Origin of the sequence: Yoonia sp. R2331, from assembly GCF_041103235.1 — a bacterium.
Lineage (GTDB): Bacteria > Pseudomonadota > Alphaproteobacteria > Rhodobacterales > Rhodobacteraceae > CANMYO01.
This window is the reverse complement of sequence record NZ_JBGCUN010000001.1, coordinates 2,517,539-2,536,926: the sequence shown is the minus strand read 5'-3', so window position 1 is coordinate 2,536,926 and position 19,388 is coordinate 2,517,539. Positions and strand designations below refer to the sequence as shown.

24 protein-coding genes are annotated in these 19,388 nt (G+C 60.1%); 13 read left to right on the top strand and 11 right to left on the bottom strand.

The genetic code is table 11. The features are described from left to right. Positions 1-33 precede the first annotated feature (33 nt). Both aspS and AB3Y40_RS13080 read left to right on the top strand, forming a co-directional pair. Entirely contained in the window at positions 34-1,887 is a 1,854-nt protein-coding gene (gene aspS, locus AB3Y40_RS13085; RefSeq protein WP_369439230.1) for an aspartate--tRNA ligase, read from the top strand. A gap of 89 nt (positions 1,888-1,976) precedes the next feature. Beyond that, on the top strand, positions 1,977-2,420 hold the full coding sequence (locus AB3Y40_RS13080) for a DMT family transporter (protein ID WP_369439229.1): 444 nt from the start codon (positions 1,977-1,979) through the stop codon (positions 2,418-2,420). A gap of 43 nt (positions 2,421-2,463) precedes the next feature. Here the strand turns inward: AB3Y40_RS13080 and AB3Y40_RS13075 are convergent, their stop codons facing one another. Further along, a complete protein-coding gene (locus AB3Y40_RS13075; protein WP_369439228.1) occupies positions 2,464-3,066 on the bottom strand; it encodes a L,D-transpeptidase in 603 nt (200 codons plus the stop codon). Positions 3,067-3,247: 181 nt separating this feature from the next. Between AB3Y40_RS13075 and AB3Y40_RS13070 the strand changes: the two genes are divergently transcribed. From AB3Y40_RS13070 to AB3Y40_RS13060, 3 genes are read left to right on the top strand one after another with little or no spacing between them, the layout of a single operon-like run. Further along, a complete protein-coding gene (locus AB3Y40_RS13070; protein WP_369439227.1) occupies positions 3,248-4,624 on the top strand; it encodes a DUF1800 domain-containing protein in 1,377 nt (458 codons plus the stop codon). Positions 4,625-4,626: 2 nt separating this feature from the next. Beyond that, positions 4,627-5,820: a DUF1501 domain-containing protein gene (locus AB3Y40_RS13065; RefSeq protein ID WP_369439226.1), complete on the top strand. Its 1,194-nt coding sequence runs from the start codon at positions 4,627-4,629 to the stop codon at positions 5,818-5,820. A gap of 47 nt (positions 5,821-5,867) precedes the next feature. Further along, positions 5,868-6,575 (top strand): GNAT family N-acetyltransferase, encoded by a 708-nt coding sequence (locus AB3Y40_RS13060; protein WP_369439225.1) that lies wholly within the window; start codon positions 5,868-5,870, stop codon positions 6,573-6,575. Here AB3Y40_RS13060 and AB3Y40_RS13055 read toward each other — a convergent pair. Then, entirely contained in the window at positions 6,572-7,288 is a 717-nt protein-coding gene (locus tag AB3Y40_RS13055) for a response regulator (RefSeq protein ID WP_369439224.1), read from the bottom strand. The genes AB3Y40_RS13060 and AB3Y40_RS13055 overlap by 4 nt on opposite strands. Positions 7,289-7,427: 139 nt before the next feature. On the opposite strand from AB3Y40_RS13055, the gene mce reads away from it, so the two are divergent. After that, positions 7,428-7,826, top strand: coding sequence for a methylmalonyl-CoA epimerase (gene mce / locus AB3Y40_RS13050; RefSeq protein ID WP_369439223.1), 399 nt, complete (start codon positions 7,428-7,430; stop codon positions 7,824-7,826). Continuing rightward, positions 7,826-8,113 (top strand): DUF1467 family protein, encoded by a 288-nt coding sequence (locus AB3Y40_RS13045; protein WP_369439649.1) that lies wholly within the window; start codon positions 7,826-7,828, stop codon positions 8,111-8,113. Before mce ends, AB3Y40_RS13045 begins: the two co-directional genes overlap by 1 nt. Here the strand turns inward: AB3Y40_RS13045 and AB3Y40_RS13040 are convergent. The 4 genes from AB3Y40_RS13040 to AB3Y40_RS13025 are packed head-to-tail and all read right to left on the bottom strand — an operon-like array spanning position 8,104 to position 9,841. Then, entirely contained in the window at positions 8,104-8,805 is a 702-nt protein-coding gene (locus AB3Y40_RS13040; RefSeq protein ID WP_369439222.1) for an EI24 domain-containing protein, read from the bottom strand. The two genes, AB3Y40_RS13045 and AB3Y40_RS13040, sit on opposite strands and share 10 nt — an antisense overlap. Further along, positions 8,802-9,380 (bottom strand): nitroreductase family protein, encoded by a 579-nt coding sequence (locus tag AB3Y40_RS13035; protein WP_369439221.1) that lies wholly within the window; start codon positions 9,378-9,380, stop codon positions 8,802-8,804. Before AB3Y40_RS13035 ends, AB3Y40_RS13040 begins: the two co-directional genes overlap by 4 nt. Further along, on the bottom strand, positions 9,367-9,546 hold the full coding sequence (locus AB3Y40_RS13030) for a hypothetical protein (RefSeq protein WP_369439664.1): 180 nt from the start codon (positions 9,544-9,546) through the stop codon (positions 9,367-9,369). Before AB3Y40_RS13030 ends, AB3Y40_RS13035 begins: the two co-directional genes overlap by 14 nt. Before the next feature lie 52 nt (positions 9,547-9,598). Further along, positions 9,599-9,841: a hypothetical protein gene (locus tag AB3Y40_RS13025; protein WP_369439220.1), complete on the bottom strand. Its 243-nt coding sequence runs from the start codon at positions 9,839-9,841 to the stop codon at positions 9,599-9,601. A gap of 142 nt (positions 9,842-9,983) precedes the next feature. Between AB3Y40_RS13025 and AB3Y40_RS13020 the strand changes: the two genes are divergently transcribed. Next, positions 9,984-10,721: a M48 family metallopeptidase gene (locus tag AB3Y40_RS13020; protein WP_369439219.1), complete on the top strand. Its 738-nt coding sequence runs from the start codon at positions 9,984-9,986 to the stop codon at positions 10,719-10,721. On the opposite strand, the gene AB3Y40_RS13015 is transcribed toward AB3Y40_RS13020, so the two are convergent. Continuing rightward, a complete protein-coding gene (locus AB3Y40_RS13015) occupies positions 10,718-11,032 on the bottom strand; it encodes a CBU_0592 family membrane protein (protein ID WP_369439218.1) in 315 nt (104 codons plus the stop codon). The genes AB3Y40_RS13020 and AB3Y40_RS13015 overlap by 4 nt on opposite strands. A 157-nt stretch (positions 11,033-11,189) precedes the next feature. Then, entirely contained in the window at positions 11,190-11,828 is a 639-nt protein-coding gene (gene trhA, locus AB3Y40_RS13010) for a PAQR family membrane homeostasis protein TrhA (RefSeq protein WP_369439217.1), read from the bottom strand. 136 nt (positions 11,829-11,964) lie between these two features. On the opposite strand from trhA, the gene AB3Y40_RS13005 reads away from it, so the two are divergent. The 4 genes from AB3Y40_RS13005 (at position 11,965) to AB3Y40_RS12990 (ending at position 14,502) form a co-directional block, all read left to right on the top strand. Then, on the top strand, positions 11,965-12,336 hold the full coding sequence (locus AB3Y40_RS13005) for a diacylglycerol kinase (protein ID WP_369439216.1): 372 nt from the start codon (positions 11,965-11,967) through the stop codon (positions 12,334-12,336). A gap of 68 nt (positions 12,337-12,404) precedes the next feature. Beyond that, positions 12,405-12,935: a tetratricopeptide repeat protein gene (locus AB3Y40_RS13000; protein ID WP_369439215.1), complete on the top strand. Its 531-nt coding sequence runs from the start codon at positions 12,405-12,407 to the stop codon at positions 12,933-12,935. A 53-nt stretch (positions 12,936-12,988) separates the two neighbouring features. After that, entirely contained in the window at positions 12,989-13,339 is a 351-nt protein-coding gene (locus AB3Y40_RS12995; RefSeq protein ID WP_369439214.1) for a YigZ family protein, read from the top strand. Positions 13,340-13,608: 269 nt separating this feature from the next. Then, positions 13,609-14,502: a DUF2971 domain-containing protein gene (locus AB3Y40_RS12990; protein ID WP_369439213.1), complete on the top strand. Its 894-nt coding sequence runs from the start codon at positions 13,609-13,611 to the stop codon at positions 14,500-14,502. A 59-nt stretch (positions 14,503-14,561) separates the two neighbouring features. On the opposite strand, the gene rimO is transcribed toward AB3Y40_RS12990, so the two are convergent. The 3 genes from rimO to AB3Y40_RS12975 all read right to left on the bottom strand — a co-directional run bounded on the left by rimO (position 14,562) and on the right by AB3Y40_RS12975 (position 18,424). Continuing rightward, on the bottom strand, positions 14,562-15,956 hold the full coding sequence (gene rimO / locus AB3Y40_RS12985; protein WP_369439212.1) for a 30S ribosomal protein S12 methylthiotransferase RimO: 1,395 nt from the start codon (positions 15,954-15,956) through the stop codon (positions 14,562-14,564). Positions 15,957-16,276: 320 nt separating this feature from the next. Next, complete coding sequence (locus AB3Y40_RS12980) at positions 16,277-17,551, bottom strand: Shedu anti-phage system protein SduA domain-containing protein (RefSeq protein ID WP_369439211.1); 1,275 nt, start codon at positions 17,549-17,551, stop codon at positions 16,277-16,279. A 270-nt stretch (positions 17,552-17,821) separates the two neighbouring features. Continuing rightward, positions 17,822-18,424, bottom strand: a complete 603-nt coding sequence (locus tag AB3Y40_RS12975) for a GcrA family cell cycle regulator (RefSeq protein WP_369439210.1) — start codon at positions 18,422-18,424, stop codon at positions 17,822-17,824. 127 nt (positions 18,425-18,551) lie between these two features. Here AB3Y40_RS12975 and AB3Y40_RS12970 point away from each other — a divergent pair, with 127 nt between their 5' ends. After that, positions 18,552-19,355, top strand: a complete 804-nt coding sequence (locus AB3Y40_RS12970; RefSeq protein ID WP_369439209.1) for an ABC transporter permease — start codon at positions 18,552-18,554, stop codon at positions 19,353-19,355. The last annotated feature ends 33 nt before the right edge of the window (positions 19,356-19,388 follow it).

Genomic DNA, 19,388 nt, shown 5'->3' with positions numbered 1-19,388 from the left:
CGGGCCGGACATTCTGGACCCGAGGACCTTATCATGCACGCCTATCGCTCTCATACTTGTGTTGACCTGACGGCGGCCAACGTCGGCGATAACGTGCGCCTGTCGGGCTGGGTGCATCGGGTGCGCGATCACGGCGGAATCCTGTTCATCGACCTGCGCGATCACTTTGGCATCACGCAGGTGCTGTGCGACCCCGATTCCGCGGCCTTTGCCGATGTGGAAAAGGTACGCAGCGAGTGGTGCATCCGCATTGATGGCGAGGTGAAGGCCCGCGACCCCGAGCTTGTGAACACCAAGCTGCCCACCGGTGAGGTCGAGGTTTTTGTGCGCGACATCGAGGTACTGGGCGCTGCGAAAGAGCTGCCGCTGATGGTCTTTGGCGAACAGGAATACCCTGAAGAGACACGGCTGAAGTATCGCTATCTCGACCTGCGCCGCGAAGCGATGCAAGAGAACATGAAGCTGCGGTCTGATGTTGTCGCATCCATGCGTCGGCGCATGTGGGACAGCGGATTTCGCGAATATCAGACGCCGATCATCACCGCGTCCAGCCCCGAAGGCGCGCGGGATTTTCTGGTGCCAAGCCGTCTGCACCCCGGCAAGTTCTACGCCCTGCCACAAGCGCCCCAGCAGTTCAAACAGCTGATCATGGTGTCGGGCTTTGACAAGTATTTCCAGATCGCACCCTGTTTCCGCGATGAAGACCCGCGCGCCGACCGCTCGCCTACGGATTTCTACCAACTGGATCTCGAGATGTCGTTTGTCGAACAGCAGGATGTCTTCGACACGATCCAACCGGTGATCACCGGCATTTTTGAAGAGTTCGGCGGTGGTCGCAAAGTGGACCAGACGTGGGAGCAGATTTCCTATCGTGATGCGGCGTTGTGGTATGGCAGCGACAAGCCCGACCTGCGCAACCCGATCAAGATGCAGGTTGTCTCTGAGCACTTCAAAGGCTCTGGCTTTGCGATCTTTGCCAAGCTTCTGGAAAACGAAGGCACGGAAGTGCGTGCGATCCCGGCACCCACCGGCGGATCGCGCAAGTTCTGTGACCGCATGAACGCCTTTGCCCAGAAAGAAGGGCTGCCGGGGATGGGCTATATCTTCTGGCGCGACAAAACGGCGGATGCGGTGGCGCAAGAGCTGGGGATCACCGTGAAAGAAGCGCAGGCCAAGCTTAAATCGGGCGAGGTTGAGGGCGGCATGGAAGCCGCAGGACCGCTGGCCAAGAACATCGGACCAGAGCGGACCGAAGCCATCCGCCAGCAGTTGGGCCTTGGCAAAGGCGACGCCGCGTTCTTCCTTGGCGGCAAGCCCAAGGCGTTTGAAGGTGTGGCTGGCAAGGCGCGGAACGTCATCGGCGAAGAGTTGGGGCTGACCGATCAGAACCGCTTTGCCTTTGCATGGATCGTGGATTTCCCGATTTACGAGCGCGACGAAGAGACCGGCAAGATCGACTTTGAACACAACCCGTTCTCCATGCCGCAAGGTGGGATGGCCGCGTTGGAAGGTGATCCAATGGACGTGCTCGGGTTCCAGTATGATCTGGCCTGCAACGGCTACGAACTGGTGTCAGGGGCGATCCGGAACCACCGGCCCGAAATCATGTTCAAAGCGTTTGAGATTGCAGGCTACGGCAAGGACGAGGTCGAAAAGCGCTTTGGCGGCATGGTCAACGCGTTCCAGTATGGCGCACCGCCCCACGGCGGCTGTGCCGCTGGCATCGACCGGATCGTGATGCTGCTGGCCGATCAGCAGAACATCCGCGAGGTCATCATGTTCCCGATGAACCAGCGTGCCGAAGACCTGATGATGGACGCCCCGTCAGAGCCGCAGAACGAACAATTGCGCGAATTGCGCCTGCGCGTATTGCCTTCCGAAAGCTAAGGCAAAGGCGGCCGCCCCAATGGGCTGGCCGCTTCCAAGTCCTGACATAACGGTGCTAGCCTGCCCCTAGGGAATTTTAGGGGACAATAATGGCAATTCATTTGGTTTTTCTCGCGCTTTTGATGGGCGCGATCATATCGATCTATTTACCGATGATTTCACGCACTGCGCAATTGCTGGGCTCTGGTCCGATGGCGAACGTGCCGTTCTTTGCCATCGCGCTGTTATCGTCGGTGGTGATTGCAATGGCGACGGGCGCTCGTGCGGCGCAGTTTCAGAAGATCAGCACCTTACCGCTGTGGCTATTGACGGCGGGTGTGATGAGCGCGGGCATGATCATCGGATCAAGCTATCTGGTCCCACGGATCGGCATCGGCGCGTTTTTTGTGCTGCTCGTTTCCGGGCAGGTGCTGGCGGCGATGATTTTTGGCTATTTGGGGCTATTTGGTGTGCCCGCTTCTGCGATGACATGGGGCAAGGCGCTGGGCGCGGTCCTTGTCATCGCAGGCGTTTATCTCGTGACGTTTCGGTGACCCCCTGGAAGGCCGCAGGCTGCGGCCTTCACCAAGGTGCGACTTAGGCGCTGTCGCCACTCCCTGCCACGACGGGGGGCAGGATGTCTTTTTCGTACATGTAGACCACGGTGCCCTTGGGGACGCGGTTATAAAGATCAACAATCTGGCGGTTGATCAGGCGTGCGCAACCGTTTGAGACATCTTTGCCAATCGTGTTGGGCAGATGCGTGCCGTGGATGCGCAGGAACGTGTCGCGGTTCCCTTGGAACAGATACAGCGCGCGCGCGCCCAGCGGATTGGTTGGGCCGCCTTCCATGCCGTCTTCCCATTCGCGGTAGGCAGGTGTGCGTTCCATCATGTCGTCGGTGGGCCGCCAGCTGGGCCATTCTTTCTTGGCCTTGATGGTGTAAATCCCCGGCTCGTAGAGCGAATCCCGGCCCACGCCTACGAAATAGCGGATCGCGCGGCCACCGGGCAGCGTCCAGTAAAGCGAATACTCATCCGGCACCACGTGGATTTGGCCTGCGGGCAGGGCATTGTTCATCACGACCACGCGCGGGGCGAGGGTATCGGGCAGCTCGGCCAGGGCCCAATGGCCATCGGCCACAACGGGGCTTGCCGAAAACGCAGCAGCACTGGCCAGAAAATGGCGACGGTTTAACATGGGTCTCTCCTTTGGGTCGGTCGCCCGGCAGCAGGCGGTCGGACATGATATTGCACGGAAATGGGGCGGTGGTCGCCCGGAATCACATCAATTTTGCGTGGATCAGCGGATTTTGGCAGAAGTGTTGAAAATGAGCGTCGGATTCCGCGCCGTCACACGTTAAACCAAAGGAAAGGTGAGTATGACGATGTTTGATCCGACCCTGGCGCTTGTGCGGTTTGGCACGGGCCTAAGCCCTCGATTTGCGCGCCCGGTGGGGGTTGATTCGCTCATTGCAGAGCTTGGGGGCGACGATGCAATGGCTACAGCCTTCCCAATCTCGGGCTTTGCGGACACCCGGCCCAGCCATGCCACCCTTGGCTGGATCAACCGCGCGGCGAAAACGGCCGTGGACACCCCCGATGAAGCGGCGGCCATGCAGGCCCGCAACATGGTGCGCGGCGAGGTGCGCGTGGTGCGACAGGCGCACCATCTGGCCACAGTGGCCCGCGCGGTGGACGACCCCAGCGGGTTGCGCGAACGTCTGGTGGCCTTTTGGGCAGATCACTTCACCGTCATCCGCCGCCCGTTCGAGACAGCGCATCTGGTCACACCCTATGTGGAGGACGCCATCCGCAGCCACGTCACCGGGTCCTTTGCGCAGATGCTGCGTGCAGTGGTCACGCATCCGATGATGCTGATCTATCTGGAACAATTCCGGTCCATTGGCCCGGCCTCGCCGACCGGGCAGCGCCGCAATGTGGGGCTGAACGAAAACCTGGCGCGGGAATTGCTTGAACTGCATCTGCTGGGGGTTGATGGCACCTACAGCCAACGCGACGTGCGCGAACTGGCAGAGCTTTTGACCGGGCTCAGCTATTCGGAACGGCGGGGTTTCTACTTTGATCGCAACCGGGTGGAACCGGGGGGCGAGACGGTGCTGGGGCTGTCGTTTGCCAGTGATGCGACGTTGGACAATGTGCTTGGCGCGATGGATGCGCTGGCGGCGTTGCCGGATACGGCGACGCATCTGGCCCGCAAGATGGCGGTGCATTTTGTGCATGATGATCCAGACCCCGATTTGGTGGCCGCTATGGCCGCAGGCTTTGGGCCGCAGGGTGATCTGATGGGCATGACCGCCGCGATGTTGCGGCATCCAGCGGCCTGGGCCGTAAGCCGGGTCAAGGTCCGCACGCCGCAGCAATTCATCACCGCCAGCCTGCGCGCCCTTGGCGTAACCGGTGAGACGGTGATGGCCGCGGACCGCCGGATCTACCAGCAGGTGCTGGCGCGGCCTTTGCAAGTGATGGGTCAGCCGTGGGAAAACCCAGGCGGCCCCGATGGCTGGCCCGAGGATGCAGCCAGTTGGATCATCCCACAAGCGATGGCCGGGCGGATCACCTGGGCGATGCAGGTGCCCCGGCGGATTGTCGCGGACCTGCCTGACCCCCGTGATTTTGTCCAAACCGCGCTGGGCGATCTGGCAACAGAAGACGTGATCTTTGTCGCCGGTGCGGCTGAAAACAAGGCCGAAGGCGTGGGGGTCATTCTGGCCTCTGCCGCTTTCCAGCGGAGGTGAGCATGGACCGGCGATCGTTCCTTTTGCAAAGCGCGGCACTGGGCTGTTCGGCCGCCGCCAGCCCGCTGTTGACGCCCGTGGCCTTTGCCGAGGCACCCGGCGACAACCGTTTGGTGGTGATCATTCTGCGTGGCGCGATGGATGGCATCGACGCGCTGCGCCCCTTGGGCGATCCGGCCTTTGCTGCCCTGCGTCCGGGCCTGAACGACGGCAAGCACGCAGATCTGGACGGGTTCTGGGGGCTGCATCCGGCGCTGAAACCGCTGCTGCCGCTCTGGCAAGCCGGGCAGGTTGGTGCGGTGCAGGCAACCTCGACCCCGTACCGCAACAAGCGCAGCCATTTTGATGGGCAGGACATTTTAGAGGCGGGCGTGCTGCAAATCGGTGGTGGCGCGACCGGCTGGCTCAACCGCTTGCTGACCACGCTGCCCAATGCGGCGGCAGAGACGGCTTATGCCATCGGACGTGAACAGATGGCGATCCTGTCGGGGCCTGCTGCCGCCTCTCGCTGGTCGCCGGATGCCAATTTGCGATTGTCCGGGCAGGCGCAGCGGCTTTTGGAAATCGTCTATCACGATGACCCGCTGTTCCGGGATGCCGCCGCGCAAGCCATTGAAATTGCAGCCCTTGTGAAAGAGCAAGAGGCGACAGAGGTCGAAGACCCCGATGCGATGGCGATGATGCAGGCGGTGCAATCGGGCGGTGTGCATGTGAACTTGGCCGAGTTTGCCGCCGCGCGGTTGCGTGGTGCGACGCGGATTGCCAGTTTTTCGCTTGGCGGCTGGGATACCCACCAAAATCAGGCCTTCGCGCTGGATCGGGCACTGGCCCGGTTGTCTGACACCATTCTGACCCTGCGCGCCCAGCTTGGCCCGGTCTGGGACAAGACGGCGGTGCTGTGCCTGACAGAGTTTGGCCGCACCGCCTTTGAAAACGGCACACGCGGCACTGATCATGGCACCGGTGGTGCGATGCTTTATGCCGGTGGTGCGTTGCGCGGTGGGGCGGTGCGCGGAACGTGGCCCGGTCTGGAAGAGGCTGCACTTTTTGACCGCCGCGATGTGATGCCGACCAGCGATGTGCGCACCCTTGCCGGTTGGGTCATGCGCGGCATGTTTGGCACCACCGCCAGCGACATCGAAAATGTCGTGTTTCCGGGGCTTGATCTGGGGGATGATCCCGGCCTGTTGCTTTGATCCGTCGCGCAGGGCAGGGTGCCGCCACATGACAAGGGGACCCCGCCATGACCAACCGCCCGCTTGGCCCGATTGTGCCGGACTGGACACCTGCCGCTGACCCCGCGGGGCTGGACCTGACCGGGCATCATGCGAACCTGCGCCCGCTTGATGCGGCAGATGCGATGGGGCTTTGGAAGGTATTTGAAGGGGCTGATTGGGTATGGGATTACCTCTATGAACCCGCGCCGCCCGATTTTGACACCTTCGCGCGGATCATCAGCGGGGTTGCCGCCCGCGGCGAAAGCCCGGCCTATGTGGTGCGGCCTGAAGGTGGCAACGAACCGCTGGGCTATCTGACGTTCTACACCGTTGTCCGGGAAAGCGGGAACATCGAGATTGGCAACGTCAACTTCTCACCTGCGTTGCAAGGCACAGCCTTCGCGACAGAGGCGTTTTCTCTGATGCTGCGCTGGGCCTTCGGCCACGGCTACCGCCGGGTGGAATGGAAATGCAATGCGCTGAACGCGCCATCGCGCCGGGCCGCCCAGCGGCTGGGTTTCAGTTTTGAAGGCGTCTTCCGCCAGCATCTGGTGGTCAAGGGCCGCAACCGGGATACGGCCTGGCTGGCGATGACCGATGGCGACTGGAACCGGATCGGTCCTGCACATGACGCTTGGCTTTCACCGGGCAACTTTGATGCCAGCGGGGCGCAACGGCAGTCACTCGCCGCCCTGACCTGGCCGCATCTGGCCACGCGCGATCCCAGCGTCTAAAGCGGGCCGCCTGCGGCCAAGCGGCTTTCCACCAGATCGGTCAGTTGCGACAGCCCCTGTTGCAGCGGCGCACCCTTTTGGCGCAGCGTTTTCAACCGGTGAACGGCATCATGCAAATCGCTGTCATCAGCACTGCGGGCCACGCCGCCCAGAAACTGCGTCACATAATCAATCGACCCGTCCGTGGCGGGGGTGCGCAGCACCTCTGCCACATGGCTCAGGTCGTCATGAAACGCGATGCGGTCAGGTTCCACCACCTCGTCCGAGATCAGGCGCGGCCCCGGTGGCTGCCGGTCTGCGGGCAGATGGGCTAGAATCGCGGATTGGAACGCCGCAAGGCTGGCGATCGGTTTCGACAGAAAGCCGTCCGCGCCCGCGGCAATCACTTCACCTTCGGCATCCAGATCACCACTGGTGCCAAGCACCACGTCAATGCGGGGCGATCCGCGGGCAAGGTCCGCAATCAACGGCAAGCCAGAGCCATCGGGCAGCCCCACATCAATAATCACCACCGAGGGGCGATAAACATTCAGATGTTTGCGCGCCGATTGCAGGCTATCGGCCCGTCTGATCCGCGCACCCGATCGCAGGCACAACATGCGCACCGCCTCGCACGCAAATCGGCTGTCTTCGACCAATAGAACCGTCAACCCCAGCAATGGCCGCAGGGCCGTTGCCTGTCGCATTGCCTTGAAATCGTCCAAGCCTTCCATCGTCGCCTCCGTCCTCGGGATGGCTTGACCAAAACATGACAAAGTGAATCGTCTCTTAACGCGCGGCAGATTGCCCCGCCGACTTGCCCAGACGAGCCGCAGGCGACATAAGCAGGCCAAACCACGCAGGAGTGTTCACATGATCGGTCGCCTCAACCACGTCGCCATCGCTGTCCCCGACTTGGAAGCTGCCAGCGCGCAATATCGCACCGCCCTTGGTGCCGATGTGGGCGCGCCGCAGGATGAACCCGATCACGGCGTCACCGTGGTCTTCATCACCTTGCCCAACACCAAGATCGAACTGCTTTACCCGCTGGGCGAAAACTCTCCGATTCAGGGGTTTCTCGACAAGAACCCATCGGGCGGCATCCACCACATCTGCTATGAAGTTGACGACATCAATGCCGCCAGCGACCGCCTTGTCGCCGAAGGCGCGCGGGTGCTGGGCGCGCCCAAGATCGGGGCACATGGCAAGCCGGTGATTTTCCTGCATCCCAAGGACTTCAACGGATGCCTGATCGAGTTGGAGCAGGTCTGATGGGCCCGGTATCCGGTCTGGTCCTTTTTGCAGTCGTCTGGGCGATGGTGTTTTTCATCGTCCTGCCACTGCGCATGGTTTCTCAGGGCGACGTGGGCGAAGTCGTGCCCGGCACCCATAAATCCGCCCCCGCCAACCCACAGATCAAACGCAAGGCCAAGATCACCACGCTCTGGGCCTTTGGCATCTGGGCTATTCTGGCAGGTATCATCTGGTCAGGTGCGATTGGCGTGCGTGACATCGACTGGTTCAACCGGATGGCAACACCTGATCTGGGTCAGTCCTGACGCGCCAGCCGGTGGTAGATGTGGGTAAAGGTCGCGGCCCCCACAATCGGGATGAAAAGGTTCAAAAGCGGCACCGTCAGCGGCACCGCCATCAGACACCCGGCCAGCCAAACCTCGCCCTTGTGGGCCTTGCGCATCTCCGCCGCCCCGATCCGGCCTTCGCGGCGCATGGCAGCCACGATGAAATATTCCCGCCCCAGCAGATAGCCATTGAGCGCATAGAACAGGATCAGCGGCGCAAAGGGGATAAAGAACAGCGGGATGTATAGCACTAGCGCCAGAATGTTGGCCCCGACAATCACCCCCAGAAAGTTCACCGAATCGCGCAGTCCGTCGAAGAACGGCACGCGGCCGACGGGGCGTGCATGGGGGTAATGCACCTTTTCCACAGCTGCGGCCACGTCATCCAGAAAGAGCGAGGTGATGGCACTCGCGACCGGGATCATCAGAAAGACCGACAGCACCAGCATCAGCACCAGTGACCCCAGCGACAAAAGATCACCAAGCCATGTCACCTCATAGCCGCCGGGCAGAGTTGTGGTCTCTCCGGTCAAAAGGTTAATCAGCCCCAGAACAATGGCATAGGCCCCAACCAGCAGGGCCACGGTCAACCCAAGCCCCAAAAACAGCACGCGGCGAAAGCGCGGGTCAGGCAACTGCTCAAGCGCTTTCAGAAAGTCCTGAAAGATCATGCGTCCAGCCAGGTTGTGATCGCCGCCAGATCAGGACGCGGGCGTTCGGGTGGGGCGTTTGTCTCTGTTCCCAGATGGATGAACCCGGCGATGCGCTCATGCTCTGCCAGCCCCAGAGTGTCGCGCACGAATGTGCGGTCATGGCTGGCCCAGCCGGACAACCAATTAGCCCCCCATCCGCTGGCAAGGGCCGCATTCAGCAGCGCAAGACAGACCGCACCGGCAGAATAGGTCTGCTCAATCGCGGGGATCTTCTCGGACGGTTTGGGGCTTTCCACCACGGCGACGGCCAGATCGGCATTGGCAAACTGCGCCTCGGCCTTTGTGATCTTGTCGGGGTCGATGCCCAATGCGGCCCCGCGCGCCGGGATCGCCCCTGCCAAGCGCTCCAATGCAGCCTTTTCCAGCACAATGAACCGCCAGGGTTCCAGCTTGCCATGATCGGGCGTGCGCGCGGCGGCGGTCAGCAGCGTCTCAACCGTTGCCCGGTCAGGGACCGGTGTCGTCAACGTCTTGGCCGGGCGTGACCGCCGTGTCAGCAGGAAATCAAGGGCGGCGGGATTAGGTGCTGGCATGGCTGGGTTCCAAAATGAGACAGGCGACAGGTAGTTGCTGACGCGCGATCACACAAGTCACCCCGCCGTCCAGCAGCTGCACCATCCCACCCACCGGCAACATGCCCGCATAATGGCCACCCGCATGCCAAAGACACCCCTCATCCCAGAAAAACCCTGTCCGCATCAGCGCTGTCCCCTGCTTCTTCTGGCCAAAATAATCCCCGCCGGAGGCTCCCTCAATCGCCGCTTGCGGGGCGGATCTGATAGATGCCTTCCGGCAAATCAAGGGCGGCCTGCAGGTCGCGCAACTGGCTCAGCGACAAGGTCAGCGTGCGCACCTCATTCAGGCGCGGATCCCATTGCTCGACCGTGATACAATCCTCAAAGGCGTTGATCACGATATCCTCTTTCAAGGGGGCATCGCCCTCGTCAACTAGGGTGACAACGGTGGCGTCAAAGTCATGCTCGATGGTAAACATGCGCCCAGCCTAACGCGAACGCGAAAAGGCACAAGGGCGCTGTCACCGGCATGGTTCTGCGCCTCTCGGATTTGTCACCGCCTCTGGGGTGGACCACACGGGCAGTCCCATTAGGTTAGGGCGAAATCACCACGGATACCTGATGCGCCTGTTCCCGCTTTGCCTGATCGTTTTGATGTCCGCCTGCGCGGTGGCCAAGCCTATCAATGATAAAGGCCCGATCAACAAATCACCGATCCCCGATGAGGTGTTCCAGTCGACAGACCCGCTTGCCCCGCCGCCGCGGGTGCCCTCGCGCACGGCGGTGCGCAATTTCCTCAGCGTGATCGACACCATCGAAACGGTCACAGAAGATGTTTGCCGTCAACGCGCGCCGCAGCTGAACTGTGACTTCCTGATCGTTTACGATGCCAATCCGCGCGCGCCGATGAATGCGTTTCAAAAGGTCGATGAAACCGGCCGCCCGATCATCATCTTCACGCTGGCACTGATCGCAGAGGCCCGCAACGAAGACGAACTCGCCTTCGTGCTGGCCCATGAGGCTGCCCACCACATCGCAGGCCACCTGGCCCGTCAACAGCAGGCAGCACTCATCGGGGCCACGATCTTCGGCAATCTGGCCCGGCTCAGCAACGACCCAGAGGCGGTTGCAAATGCACAGGAATTTGGCGCGGCACTGGGCGCGCGCACCTACTCCAAGGAATTTGAACTTGAGGCCGACGCGCTGGGCGCGCGCATCGCACAACTGGCGGGCTATGACGCCCTGCGCGGGGCAGAGTTCTTCTTCCGCATTCCCGACCCGGGCAACCGGTTCCTGGGCACACATCCACCAAACGCAGACCGTTTTGCGGTGGTGCAAAAGGCCGCGCGCGGCACCTAGCTGGGGGTGAAGCCGCGATTGCGCAGGCTGCTGAACTCTGGCGTCCGGCGACGGCGCAGGCGGATGATGATGCCAATGGTGGAAATCACGATCCAGAAAATCTGGATCATCGCGGACGCCAGATTGAAAGAGGCCATCAGCCCGATCAGCACAAGGCTGGCGGCGAACCAGTTGATCACGAAATAGCTGACATGCGCAGCCCAATTGCGTTGCACGGTCAGCAGCCCGTAGTTCAGCACATAAAGCGCGAAACCGGCCACGCCGATCGCGTCATAAACCTCGTGTGAAATGCTGCCAAAACCAATGTCCATTGCCCGTCTCCCAATCCGGTCACTGCGTTGGGATCAAGATGCCGTGACGGCGCGGGATGGTCAGGTCAGGCAAACCCGACTTTGCCGGTTTTGCGGGTCAGGGTTTCCCTACCATGGCGCAACTTTTGGGCGCGGTGCCCCGTGTCTGGCCGCCTTCTTAGGGCGCCGCCGTAACACCCAGCGCAATCGCGGCGAACAAACAGGCAGAGGCCGCGACCACAAAACCATGCCAGATGGCCAGTGAATAGCGCAGGCGCTCCCAGCTGAAAAACACAACGCCAATGGTATAAAGCAGCCCGCCTGCCGCGATCAGTGCCGTGGCCGAAACGGGCAGGATCGGCAGCGCCGACCAGATCACCGCAACCCCCATCCATCCCATCGCCAGATAAAGTGCGGGACCAAAGCGGCCGGGCGTTGACCAGAAGAACAGCTTTTTGATCATGCCAAAAACCGCCAGTGCCCAGACCAGCGCCAGCAGGGCATAGGCAAAGCCGGACCCGATCAGCACCACCAGCGGCGTATAGGTGCCTGCGATCTTCAGATAGATCGCCGCATGATCAATGCGCCGCAACGTGGGGCGCAGACTTTCCCAAGGGGTCATGTGATAAAAGGCAGAGGCGCAGAACGTCGCAATCAACGTCGCAGCATAGACCCCAAGCGCCACAACCTCGCCCGGTCCCAAATGCATCACGCTCCACACCGATAGGGCGGCAGCACCGGCGAGCGCACCAATCACACCCACCGTGTGCATGGCGCCATCTGCGATCCGTTCAGAGCGGTCGTAGGCGGGATACATAACAAGTCCCTCTCGCATTCCCAAAGGGTGAGGCGGATGTGTCCTCAAGGCAATCGTTACCCTGCGGAAGGTAAATTGCATGTGACAAGCCGCGGTGCTGCCGCCATCCTCTGCGCAAACAATGAAGGAGTGATGCATGTTGCGTGCGCTAATAGGTCAAATGCAACGGGTCAGGCAGCGGGCCATCTGGTCATGGGCCGGGTTTGCGCATGTCTACCGCACCGAAGGATCGCTGGCGCAATGGTTGGTCGCCAACGCGGTCTTTGGGGTATTGGCCTTTGCACTGCCGCTTTCGGCCGGGGAACGCGGGATGCTGTTGATGGGCGGAATCATGGTGCTGGCGGCTGAATGCCTGAACACCGCGATAGAACGGGTGGTCGATGACATCGGCACTGATCACCGGGAACTCGCCGGACAAGCCAAGGATTGTGGCTCTGCCGCCGTGGCTGTGACGGCCGTGGGTGTCGGGGTCGCTTGGGTCTGTGTGATTGTTGGTCTGATCTGGTGAAACTTATTGCCGCTTGCCCGCGTGGCTTTGCGCAATACCTATCCAATTGACCCAGACAGGAGACTTTCATGCGCCTCGCCATCATCGCCCTTACCCTCGCCCCCGGTCTTGCCCTTGCCGCAGGCTCTGGCAGTTCTTCTGCCCCCAAGGCCACTGAAACCGTGGAACAATGCAGCGAAGGGCTGGTGTTTGATCTGGCCACGCAAAGCTGCATGACACCAGAGGCGAGCACCAATGATGACAGCGCGATGATGGATGACATCCGGTCGCTGTCGCATGAGGGCCGCTATGCCGACGCGCTTGCGGTGCTGGCGCTGATGCCCGACCAGAACGACCCGCTGGTGCTGACGTATTATGGCTTTGCCACGCGCAAGGCGGGCGATCTGGACGCCGGGCTGGCCTTCTACGCGCAGGCCTTGGCGGTTGACCCCGGCAACCTGCTGGCCCGCTCCTATCGCGGTCAGGCCTATGTGCATCAAGGCCGGATGGACCTGGCCCTGGCGGACCTGACCGAGATCCGCATGTTGGGCGGGCGCGGCACCTGGGCCGAGGCATCGCTGGCTTCTGCCATCGCCACGGGCGAGACATATTCCCACTAGGGGCGCTTGTCGGTCCTTGCCGTCCCTCCGCGCGGGCGGCAAGGTCCACACCCATGAAAGTCATCGAAAACGCCCTGTCGGATCGCGGCTCTAAATACGCTGTCTCTGGCGGGGCAGTCGCCTCCGAGGCTGAGGCGAAAGCCTTTGTGAAAACGCTCTGCCGCCGCAAGAAGTTTGCGAAAGCCACGCACAACACCTGGGCCGTGATCCTGCCCGATGGGACGCCGCTGAAGAATGACGACGGCGAAAGTGGGGCCGGCATGGTGATCCTGCGGATGCTCGAACGCGAAGGCCGCCTTGGCGAAATCATCGTCGTCACCCGCTGGTTCGGCGGCACAAAGCTTGGCGGCGACCGCTTCCGCCGCGTGCAAGACGCCGTGCGGATGTGGTTCGACGCCCCCTGACCGCTCCACCTCCCTGTACCCTCTTGCCCCCGCACCATTCAACACCGTAGGGCGGGGTTCACCCCGCCACGCGACGCATCAACCCGTGCCATCCTCGTAAATGACGCACGACATTTGGGTTGCGCCCGGACCTCGGGGAGCGGTGGAGTTTTGCAGGGGCTTTCAATTCAACGAAACGATGGTGCGATTTGAAACCGTGAAAGAAGCGCCCTCCCCATGGCGGAGGTCCGGGCGCTGCCCGGCGGTGCCGGGCATTTTTCGGTAGACGTTTGGCCGATGGAAATGGACCATGGCAAAAAGAGGAAGCGAATTTGCTCTATCATTACACGTCACTCGATACATTTCTGAAGATGGCGGAGTTTGGTAAAATCCGGCTCTCAGATCTTGCTCAAAGCAATGACGCTCTTGAGGGGAGATTCATTCAGGATCATATTAGCAAGGCGATTTGGAGTTCGAATATTCCAAAGGGCCTACACTCCGAATTGGAACTGACGATTGAACATCTGATCCAATTTGAGCGAGCGTTTGGCTTTTGTTTGTCAGAGACGCCAGACCAGCTAAGCCAATGGCGTGGTTATGGCGATGATGGTCATGGGGTGTGCTTGGGTTTCGACCAAGTTGGACTCGAAAGTGCCATCCGCAACACACATCATGAGACAAGGCACGCGACTATCCATAAGGTCGAATACGGCGATGAAAGCGCGGCTGAACTTGGAGCGACTGTGTCAAAGGATATCGAAGCGCTGGAAATCTCGGATGCTGACGCCGAAGAAGTCGCTTTCAAAATTGAGTCATTTCTATTGATCGGCGACCCCAATAAAGCGGAAGCTAAGCGTAAGGCTGGGTTAGCTTACATTGCAATTTTCAATGCAATTTCCAAGTGTTTTAGATTTAAGTCTCATGCGTTTCGGGAAGAGCGCGAGTGGAGGGTGCTCCACTCTGGCAAGTCGCATGATAGCAAGAACGTAAAATATCACTCTCGTGGTGGCAGGATAGTCGCTTACTTGGACGTCGATTTTGGTGGGTCGCTAAGAGAAGTGATATTAGGCCCCAAAACCCACGTCGGTGTTCGAGAAATGGGGAGGGTCTTAGATCGGTTTGGTTTGAACAATAATGAAGCGAGCAAGATCAAAGTCAATCGATCATCTGCCAGCTATCGATGACGCACTTTCTCCGATTTGGCCGACTTCACCCACCGCGAAAACGCTCCGCTAGCGTGTTTCTATGTCGTGATTGCACCCCACAAATCATACTCACCCGCTTCCTCAACTTCGACCTTCACCACATCCCCCACAGTCAACCCCTCGGCCCCCTCGTCAATAAACAGGTTCCCGTCGATCTCTGGCGCATCGGCCCATGTCCGGCAGGTGGCGATGCCGTCCTCGTCAATGTCGTCCACGATCACCTCAACCACGGATCCCACTTTCGCGGCCAACTTCGCCTCTGAAATCGCCTGCGATTTGGCCATGAAACGGTCCCAGCGGTCCTGCTTGACCTCATCTGCCACATGATCCGGCAGATCAGCCGACCGCGCGCCGGCGACATTTTCATACTGAAAACACCCCACCCGATCCAACTGCGCCTCATCCAGCCAATCCAGCAGGTGCTGGAACTCGGCCTCCGTCTCTCCGGGATAGCCCACAATGAACGTGGACCGCAGGGTCAGGTCAGGGCAGGTTGCGCGCCACGCGGCAATCTCATCCAGCGTTTTCGCCGCCGCTGCAGGCCGCGCCATACGGCGCAGCACGTCGGGATGCGCGTGTTGGAACGGGATATCCAAGTAGGGCAGCACACCAGAGCCTTGGTCCGCCATCAGCGGGATCAGATCGCGCACATGGGGGTAGGGGTAGACATAGTGCAGCCGCACCCATGCGCCCAGCGTCCCCAATTCGCGCGCCAGATCGGTGATGTGGCTACGCACCTCGCCATCTTTCCACGGGTTCAGGTCATACTTGCGATCCAGCCCGTAGGCGCTGGTGTCCTGGCTAATCACCAACAGCTCTTTCACGCCCGCATCGACCAGCTTTTCCGCCTCGCGCAGCACCGCATGGGCGGGGCGGCTGGTCAGTTTTCCGCGCATGTCGGGGATGATGCAAAACTTGCACTTGTGATTGCAGCCTTCGGAAATTTTCAAATAAGAGTAATGCCTTGGCGTCAGGCTGATCCCGCGCGCGGGCAGCAGATCAACGAAAGGGTCCGGGCTGGGTGGCACCACATCATGCACCGCATCCAGTACCTGCTCGTACTGGTGCGGCCCTGTGACGGCGAGGATTTGCGGATGGTGCTCGCGGATATAATCCGGCTCTGCCCCCAGACACCCCGTGACAATGACCTTGCCGTTTTCGACCAAAGCCTCGCCAATCGCATCCAGACTTTCCGCCTTGGCACTGTCGAGGAAGCCACAGGTGTTCACAATCACCGCCTCCGCGCCCGCGTAATCGGGGCTGATCGCATAGCCCTCTGCCCGCAGCCGGGTCAGAATGCGCTCACTGTCCACCAACGCCTTGGGGCACCCCAGACTGACCATGCCGATGGTCGGCTGGCCGGGGCGGGGGGCGTCGGTGATTTTGGCGGCAGGTGCCAGATCAGGGCGGAGCGATGGCGGGTTGCTTGTCATGCGGGCGGCTATACCGTGCAGGACGCGTGTTGGGAATGGGGTGCTGTGGTTTCGGACCCTGGCGAATGATGGCCCGGCGCTGCGCTTGTTCCGAGCCGGGGTATGTAGGAATGTCAGCGTTGAGCCCAAAATGACATTCATTCAGCGCGCTGGCAGGCCCGGAACAAGGGCTTTAGCCCGCGGGCCCATCGCCGACCCGCCCCGACGGGTCGGCGATTTGCCATCCGCGCGCACCGCTGATGCGGAAGATGACCCTACAACCATAAAGCGCAGAAGCATCTCCGTTGGATCGCCCACCCGCGTGTCGGCCATGGGCCCGGCTAGGTACCAAGGTCCGCGTTGTCCGCGACTTGACCATTGTTCGCCCCACTTGTGCAAAAACGCCCCCACAATGGGTCGGTAAATGCTTCTTTGTATATAGGCGCATACTCCGACTTGTCTTGTAACATGTCGCCATTCACACTGGATCTGTACAAAAAGGAGGAGCCGTTGAACTCAACGCAGCCTGTTGCGCTTGCAGACTTGCGAAGAAAATACCTGTATGAGCCAATGCGATCTCGCCAGTTCATGATCTTGGAAGCAATGTAGTTCTCTAACAACCTGAAGCATGCACCATTCTGCCCTTGCAAATCTGACCCAAGAAATAAATCGGATAGACAGAGGTTGAATTCAACGTCATTCAAACTCTGGCGGAACTCCACCTCTGTGTTATCGACAAAGACAGATATCGAGCGATTTTCAAGATTTACACCAGATACCGAAACGCGTAGATAGAGCGGCTTATTGTAAGAAGGTGTCCACTGCGAAAGTGCTTGAACGCCGTTGTTGTCGATGATCTCGACGAAGCCACGGCCCTTCTCAATATAAATTGACAGGCGGTTTGCCGTCTCGTTCCCAATATCAATTAAGTAAGCTTTTTCGTGTGCTTGTTCTTCCCTTAGATAAAGGTGAGCCACAAAAGTCGTTCCATCAATTTCTTGACTTGAACCATTTGTCTGAGGAGGCTCTAAGTCGTTTCGTCCAAGAGAATAGGCCTTCACCAACTCAATCAACAAGCTATCAAACGCAATTATCTTCAGGGGTGGGCTTCTGCGGGCAGAGAGCTTCTCCAATACCGGATTTTGACTACTGTCGTTGAGGCCATATACTAAGATGCCATCTACGGTCGATACTCCACCCATGCCGAGTTTGCCAGCGACCGCTGTTCTTGCATCGGCATTGCCAGAGATGAATTCGCAGTACTCGGCGACCTGAGAAATGTAGCTCTCCAAAATTGCCCTAAATTTTACCCGGTTGCCGTTATTCAAGGCCGTAGTTGCATCAGCGTCGACTGGAGTCTTTAGCTCGAAGATTGTTATGCGTTGGTATTCTGGATTTCCGCAGATGAAGTCTGGTTCGAGCTGTCGGTCACCCTCGGCGTCATAGGGTAGTTTGTTGCCAGACTTTCTTTCAAAACTTGCGAAGTGAGTAAAACCCAAAACTGGGAAGACCGCAGGATTATTCTCAAAGAATTGCTGATATGCATCCTCATGTTGAACGTTGTCTTCCAATAAGACGTACAGCTCGTAAATCGAGGTCCATAGGTCATGGTTCATGCTGTTTGTCCAAATTCACGAGCGGTAGGCTGTATAAGATAGATTACCACGATGTTGGCTTGTACAATAGCGACATTGCAAACGCGTACCGCGTAACTGCACAACTAACGAAAGCGCACCTTCGCGCACCCGCAGCGAAAGCACACTTTGTCCCGCTCACCGGCCATTATGTCCGCACGTGTCAAAGCCCGTTCTGCCGCGACCCGCCCATGATCATGCAAAAGGCCGCCCGGGATTGGCGGCCTTTTGAGTTCCGGGTCGCGTGCGATCCTAGCGTCGGCGGTCGCGGCGGCTGCTCATGGGCTGGAACGCCACGCCCACATGCGCTTCGCAATAGGGTTTGCCTTGTTGCACGGGCAGGCCGCAGAACCAGAAGTCATCAGTCGCGGGGTCGCCCACGGGCCATTTGCAGGTCTTTTCGGTCAGCTCCATCAGGCTGATCCGCTTGGCGGACTTTTCGACCTCGTTGACCTTGGCCAAAGCCTCGGGCGAAATCTCGTTCGCGCTGGGCTGTGGTGGCAAGGGCTGACCGGCAGGAATAATCGCGCGGCGGGCGGCAGAGATCGGGATGCCGTTCTCGTCCAACTCCTGCTCGGGCTCTTCGTCCTTCTTGGCCTCTTTCGCGGGGGCCGCTTTCGCCTTGGGCGGTGCCTTGGGGGCTGCGGGCTTTGACGGGGCCTTTTCCTTGGCCGCCGCCGGTTTCGCAGGGGCCGACGCCCCCGAACCCGCACGGTTCGACAGGCCAAGGCGATGCACCTTGCCGATCACCGCATTGCGGGTCACGCCGCCCAATTCCTTGGCGATCTGGCTGGCCGACTGGCCCTCGCCCCACATCTTCTTGAGCGTCTCGACGCGCTCGTCTGTCCAGGACATATAAGTTCCTTACGGTTCATCAGGCGGGATGCAACACATCGGGCCTTGTCAATTCACACGATCCCCTATTCTAAGCATGAGCACAGCGGTTACAAGGCCGCTTGGGCAAAACAACCGGGTTGAGGCAATGGCAGAACAGATTGACATGGGCGTGCGCCGGTTTGGCGCGATCAACTGGGTCGGGCTGCGCACCTTGGGCATGCGCGAAGTGCGCCGTTTCATGAACGTCTGGTCGCAGACGGTGATGGCCCCGCTGATCAACGCGGGCCTGCTTTTGATGATCTTCACCATCGCAATTGGTCCGGGCCGCGGCGATGTGATGGGCGTGAGTTTCATGACCTTTCTGGCGCCGGGCATCCTGACCATGACGGTGATCCAGAACGCCTTTGCCAATACCTCGTCCTCGCTGGCCTCGGCCAAGGTGGGCGGCAATATCGTCGACACCCTGATGCCGCCCCTGTCCGCGACAGAGCTGTTGTGCGGCTACCTCTTTGGCGCATTGGTGCGCGGCTGGCTGGTGGCAAGCGTGATCGCGCTGGGGGCCTGGATGTTTCTGGGGGTGGGGCTGACCCACTGGGGCTGGTTTCTGACCTTTGTCACACTCGGTTCGCTGATGATGGGCGGCTTGGGTATGATCGCGGGCATCTTTGCCAACAAATTCGACCAATTGTCTGCCATCCAGAACTTTCTGGTCACGCCCTTGGCGTTCCTGTCCGGCACCTTCTATTCAATTGAAGCGCTGCCGCCCCTGATGCAGCAATTGTCCCACGCCAATCCGTTTTTCTATGTGATCGACGGGGTCCGGTTCGGGATGATCGGGGTCAGCGACAGTAGCCCCTGGCTGGGCCTCTTGGTGGTGCTGGCCGCGATCGTGGTCGTGCTGGCCATTGTCTGGCGCTGGCTGGCGCAGGGCTTCCGGCTTAAGCCCTAGGGTCATGACCCACTGATTTTGCGTCCGCAGGAT

What these genes read in the sequence shown, in the direction of transcription:
- AB3Y40_RS13000 (WP_369439215.1), top strand. Translation starts at nt 12,405, where the DNA reads ATGCGCCTCGCCATCATCGCCCTTACCCTCGCCCCCGGTCTTGCCCTT.
- AB3Y40_RS13045 (WP_369439649.1), top strand. Translation starts at nt 7,826, where the DNA reads ATGGGCCCGGTATCCGGTCTGGTCCTTTTTGCAGTCGTCTGGGCGATG.
- AB3Y40_RS13075 (WP_369439228.1), bottom strand. Translation starts at nt 3,066, where the DNA reads ATGTTAAACCGTCGCCATTTTCTGGCCAGTGCTGCTGCGTTTTCGGCA.
- AB3Y40_RS12980 (WP_369439211.1), bottom strand. Translation starts at nt 17,551, where the DNA reads ATGAACCATGACCTATGGACCTCGATTTACGAGCTGTACGTCTTATTG.
- rimO (WP_369439212.1), bottom strand. Translation starts at nt 15,956, where the DNA reads ATGACAAGCAACCCGCCATCGCTCCGCCCTGATCTGGCACCTGCCGCC.
- AB3Y40_RS13030 (WP_369439664.1), bottom strand. Translation starts at nt 9,546, where the DNA reads ATGCGGACAGGGTTTTTCTGGGATGAGGGGTGTCTTTGGCATGCGGGT.
- AB3Y40_RS13060 (WP_369439225.1), top strand. Translation starts at nt 5,868, where the DNA reads ATGACCAACCGCCCGCTTGGCCCGATTGTGCCGGACTGGACACCTGCC.
- aspS (WP_369439230.1), top strand. Translation starts at nt 34, where the DNA reads ATGCACGCCTATCGCTCTCATACTTGTGTTGACCTGACGGCGGCCAAC.
- mce (WP_369439223.1), top strand. Translation starts at nt 7,428, where the DNA reads ATGATCGGTCGCCTCAACCACGTCGCCATCGCTGTCCCCGACTTGGAA.
- AB3Y40_RS13035 (WP_369439221.1), bottom strand. Translation starts at nt 9,380, where the DNA reads ATGCCAGCACCTAATCCCGCCGCCCTTGATTTCCTGCTGACACGGCGG.
- AB3Y40_RS13070 (WP_369439227.1), top strand. Translation starts at nt 3,248, where the DNA reads ATGACGATGTTTGATCCGACCCTGGCGCTTGTGCGGTTTGGCACGGGC.
- AB3Y40_RS13065 (WP_369439226.1), top strand. Translation starts at nt 4,627, where the DNA reads ATGGACCGGCGATCGTTCCTTTTGCAAAGCGCGGCACTGGGCTGTTCG.
- AB3Y40_RS12975 (WP_369439210.1), bottom strand. Translation starts at nt 18,424, where the DNA reads ATGTCCTGGACAGACGAGCGCGTCGAGACGCTCAAGAAGATGTGGGGC.
- AB3Y40_RS13015 (WP_369439218.1), bottom strand. Translation starts at nt 11,032, where the DNA reads ATGGACATTGGTTTTGGCAGCATTTCACACGAGGTTTATGACGCGATC.
- AB3Y40_RS12995 (WP_369439214.1), top strand. Translation starts at nt 12,989, where the DNA reads ATGAAAGTCATCGAAAACGCCCTGTCGGATCGCGGCTCTAAATACGCT.
- AB3Y40_RS12970 (WP_369439209.1), top strand. Translation starts at nt 18,552, where the DNA reads ATGGCAGAACAGATTGACATGGGCGTGCGCCGGTTTGGCGCGATCAAC.
- AB3Y40_RS13040 (WP_369439222.1), bottom strand. Translation starts at nt 8,805, where the DNA reads ATGATCTTTCAGGACTTTCTGAAAGCGCTTGAGCAGTTGCCTGACCCG.
- AB3Y40_RS13055 (WP_369439224.1), bottom strand. Translation starts at nt 7,288, where the DNA reads ATGGAAGGCTTGGACGATTTCAAGGCAATGCGACAGGCAACGGCCCTG.
- trhA (WP_369439217.1), bottom strand. Translation starts at nt 11,828, where the DNA reads ATGTATCCCGCCTACGACCGCTCTGAACGGATCGCAGATGGCGCCATG.
- AB3Y40_RS13020 (WP_369439219.1), top strand. Translation starts at nt 9,984, where the DNA reads ATGCGCCTGTTCCCGCTTTGCCTGATCGTTTTGATGTCCGCCTGCGCG.
- AB3Y40_RS13025 (WP_369439220.1), bottom strand. Translation starts at nt 9,841, where the DNA reads ATGTTTACCATCGAGCATGACTTTGACGCCACCGTTGTCACCCTAGTT.
- AB3Y40_RS13005 (WP_369439216.1), top strand. Translation starts at nt 11,965, where the DNA reads ATGTTGCGTGCGCTAATAGGTCAAATGCAACGGGTCAGGCAGCGGGCC.
- AB3Y40_RS13080 (WP_369439229.1), top strand. Translation starts at nt 1,977, where the DNA reads ATGGCAATTCATTTGGTTTTTCTCGCGCTTTTGATGGGCGCGATCATA.